The sequence below is a fragment of the Pseudoalteromonas sp. S558 genome, from assembly GCF_005886635.1.
GTDB classification, from domain to species: domain Bacteria; phylum Pseudomonadota; class Gammaproteobacteria; order Enterobacterales; family Alteromonadaceae; genus Pseudoalteromonas; species Pseudoalteromonas aliena.
Map to the genome: position 1 here is coordinate 1 of NZ_PNDU01000251.1, position 2,955 is coordinate 2,955.

Genomic DNA, 2,955 nt, shown 5'->3' on the forward strand with positions numbered 1-2,955 from the left:
ATAGTTCTACAGAATTATCTTTTACTACTTCAATCTCTTTTATTACTTCAATCTCTTTTATTACTTCAATCTCTTTTATTACTTCAATCTCTTTTATTACTTCAATCTCTTTTATTACTTCAACTTCTTTTTCAGTTGAACAACCGATAATAAGTAAAAAAAAAAGTATGGATGAAATCCTTATCATTATATAAATCTTGTAAATTAACTAAAAGGGGAACTAACCTTATCAGAATTTTTAATTTATAAAAATAAAAATAATATTTCAAAAGAGAAAATGGTAGTTTAAAGTGACAGTATTCGATCATGATTTGCAGGCTCACGTAATCAACAATAGTATTTATATAAATGTATGATAAGGTTTATGTTTACTTATTGACCTCAGATAACACATGAAAAAATCGCTACTTTTTTTATTAATTATTATTATCTCTTCAGTGGTGAGTATTCAGTTATTTATTATTCCGCAATTTGAAAACAAGGTAAGGCATCCCACTGAGAGATGGGCGTTGGAGTTTTTAACGTCGGGCTCTACCGATTTACTTGCCGAGCAACTTCAAGGTATACCTAAAAACGACAGATTAGCTTATTTAAATAATATACAGGCTAATTTTGGCTTTGCGCTTTCTTTACAAGCATATAATCAACGTGATTTTTCGAGCGAGCAAAATACCTTACTTACAGAAAATAAAATTGTAGGGGATCCGTTTGCTGATTTAGTTTATCGAAAAATTGATGACAATCAGCTTTTAGTGATTGTTAAACCAAACTCTGTGCCTAAGCACCTCGTAAATGAAGCACAGCGCTGGATGATGGGCACTTTTTATTTACTTAATAATACGTTGATACAGTATCCTGAAAAAGAGTGGCCGCAGATTATTGATTCGCTAAGCCATGAATTTGCATATCCCGTGTTGCTCAAAACCTTGAGTGAATTAGATTACACACCACAGCAAATGGCTGAATTAGAACAGGGTGTAATGATTTCAATATCATCCGACGATTCTGATTTTATAGGGTATCCCGCCGATATAGTGATGCAACGTATTGGCAATAGCGATAAGATTATTGTGCTAGGCCCATTTAGCCCTGAGCTCAAAAGTAAAGTTGTGTATATGTTGAGTGTGTTTTATTTTATATTCGGCTTTTTTTTACTAATCCCAATTATTATCTGGTTAATTCCTGGGTGGCGTTCTATGCGCTCCCTTAACAAGGTTGCGGCGCTGCTTGGACAAGGTAAATTTGAAACGCGAGCTAAGCTTATTCGTTTTAGTCATTTAAATAACTTATCTAAAACATTTAATATAATGGCCGAAAAAATACAGCGTTTAATTTCTTCACATAAAAATTTGGTTAATGCGGTGTCGCATGAGTTACGCACACCTATTGCGCGTATCGAATTTAACTTAGAATTACTTCGTGGCAGTACAAAAAACGACTATCAGGTAGGGCAGTTAGATCGTATTGAAATGTCGCTAAATGAATTGAATTTACTTGTGTCTGAAATGCTTACCCACGCTCGCTTTGATAGAGAAGCCCCCACATTAGCATTAGAAACCGTTGAGCTTAATCAATGGATAAAACAAGAGCTAATTGTTTGGCAAGAAGCAAACCCAAAAAAAACAATTACGTTACTTGAGAATGCTGAGTGTGAAGCACTGCTTGATAAATTTTATATGAGCCGAGCTTTAAGTAATTTGATTCGAAATGCGATTGCTTATGGGCAAGACGTTATTCAGGTAAGCTATAAAAAAGTAGGAAAAGGTTGGTTAATATATGTAGAGGATGACGGCGATGGCGTTGCTAACTCAGCTCGAAGAAAGGTATTTGAGGCATTTTACAGAGAAGATGAAAGTCGTAATTTACAAACAGGCGGAACCGGTTTAGGCCTTGCTATTGTGAAGCAAATATTAGATTGGCATGGCGGTGAGGCGAGTGTTGATGAGTCTTCTTTGGGTGGCGCACGTTTTATTTTGCACTGGCCTACTAACATGTAAGTCACGGATAGGTTTGCAATTAGTTAAAATGATTAGACACATAACTCTGCTTAGTAAGAGATCAATCTTATAATCGTTAAATAGACCCCATACATAAGCCGATAGGTATGACATGGAATACGTTATGAAACCAAAAATTTTAGTTGTAGAAGACGATTTGCCGTTGGCAGAGTCTATTGATGAGTATTTAACGCTTGAAGGGTATGAGGTTAAAATAGCGGCTAATGGGGAGGATGCGGTTACAACTATTTTACAGTGGCAACCTGCATTAGTTATTTTGGATGTTATGTTGCCCAAAAAAGATGGCTTAACGGTGTGTCGTGAGGTTAGGTCTTTGTACAATGGTTATATTGTGATGTTTACCGCACGAGAAGAGGAAATTGATCAAATTGTTGGACTCGAAATTGGCGCAGATGACTACTTACTCAAACCGGTAAAACCTCGTTTATTACTTGCTAAAATTAAAGCGTTTTTAAGGCGTGAGCAACCTATGCAAGCTGCTGGGATAAACACGCAAGCTAAAGGCTTTATAAGCTTTGGAGAACTCGTTATTGCATCCCACAATAGAACGGTTACGTTAGGTGGTTTGCCAGTGCAACTTACCGATGGTGAATACGACCTTTTAATACTGCTGGCTAAAAATGCTGGCACGGTTTTGTCTCGTAATAGTATTGTTGAACAGTTAAAAGGTTATCATTATGACGGTATTGAACGCGGTATAGATAATCATATTAGTCAGTTACGCAAAAAATTGGGCGATGATGCGCGTAATTCTTTAAAAATTAAAACGGTACGCTCAAAAGGGTATTTGTTTGTTGTAAGTGCATGGTAGATTAGTTATTGAATACTATTGGGTTTATATTCTCGAAAAATAGTATTCAATAACTTGCTATACGATACTAGGGCGTGTTGACCTTTCGTGATTGAATTTTGCAGTTGACTGTTTGGTATTTAGGCA

The 2,955-nt window shown here is 35.9% G+C and carries 3 protein-coding genes; 2 read left to right on the top strand and 1 reads right to left on the bottom strand.

Annotated features, from left to right (window positions below):
- Positions 1-187, bottom strand: a 187-nt coding sequence (locus tag CWB66_RS16070) for a hypothetical protein (RefSeq protein ID WP_138586137.1), incomplete at its 3' end; no start/stop codon positions are given.
- A 205-nt stretch (positions 188-392) separates the two neighbouring features.
- On the opposite strand from CWB66_RS16070, the gene CWB66_RS16075 reads away from it, so the two are divergent.
- Positions 393-1,997, top strand: a complete 1,605-nt coding sequence (locus CWB66_RS16075; RefSeq protein WP_138586138.1) for an ATP-binding protein — start codon at positions 393-395, stop codon at positions 1,995-1,997.
- 124 nt (positions 1,998-2,121) lie between these two features.
- A complete protein-coding gene (locus tag CWB66_RS16080) occupies positions 2,122-2,829 on the top strand; it encodes a response regulator (RefSeq protein ID WP_252371774.1) in 708 nt (235 codons plus the stop codon).
- Positions 2,830-2,955: the final 126 nt, after the last annotated feature.